The 844-nt window shown below is 38.3% G+C and carries 1 protein-coding gene; it reads left to right on the forward strand.

The window, feature by feature from the left end; all coding sequences use genetic code 11:
• Positions 1 to 309: 309 nt before the first annotated feature.
• Positions 310 to 844 (forward strand): cysteine peptidase family C39 domain-containing protein (locus ACNRUY_RS26675; protein WP_488114694.1); only part of this gene is annotated, 535 nt, incomplete at its 3' end.

Consider the following 844-nt stretch of genomic DNA (forward strand, 5'->3'; position numbering starts at 1 on the left):
TGATTAGTATGAATCATAAGGGTTACCTTTTTACGATTTAGATTTCAGTGATTTCACCCTCTATCTAAATCGGTAACCCTTCCCTTTTTTGAAGAGGGAATTGTCAGATCAGATCTGAACTAATGCACCTTATCGCTTGCTGAAATTTTCGATAAAAAAACACCCAACCATACAAAAAAACAACCATTGCTTTTTTTGATTAATTGCCAATTAACCAAATAGTCTTATTAGACTATGTAACTTACACATAACCTGTAGTTAAATCCATCGTAAATAAAACGTAAATACAACAATAAAGTGTATGTACTAATGGGTGAAGTAAGAAATACGAACTCAGCCCTGTGCTGCCTTGCAATGATTGCAAGATATTATGGAATATCAGCCAACCCAGAACAAATTCGACGCCAACTTGGCATAAACGAACAATTAATAAACAAATTTGAGATTCTAAGGGCAGCAAAATCACTAAAGCTCAGAGTTCAATTTCAAAAAACGAATGCGTATCAACTTGAAAACCTTACTGCTCCGGTCATTGCTAAAAGTGTCGACGGAGATTATTTGGTGATTGCTAAAGTTAATGCGAGTAAAGCATTAGTTCAGCGCCCAGATAAGTCATCACCAGAAGCAGTCTCCCTGGATGTTCTTGACTCCATAATAACAGGCGAGATTTATTTCATCACCAGACGCTCTCTGCTGCCAGAAGCATTAACCCGGTTCGACTTCAGCTGGTTTATACCGGCCATGCTCAAGCATAAAAAGTTGCTCTATGAAGTACTGCTGGCGTCGTTTTTTATTCAACTGTTCGCCCTGATTACGCCGCTGTTCTTTCAGGTGATTATCGACA

This window comes from Endozoicomonas sp. Z74 (genome assembly GCF_057680865.1).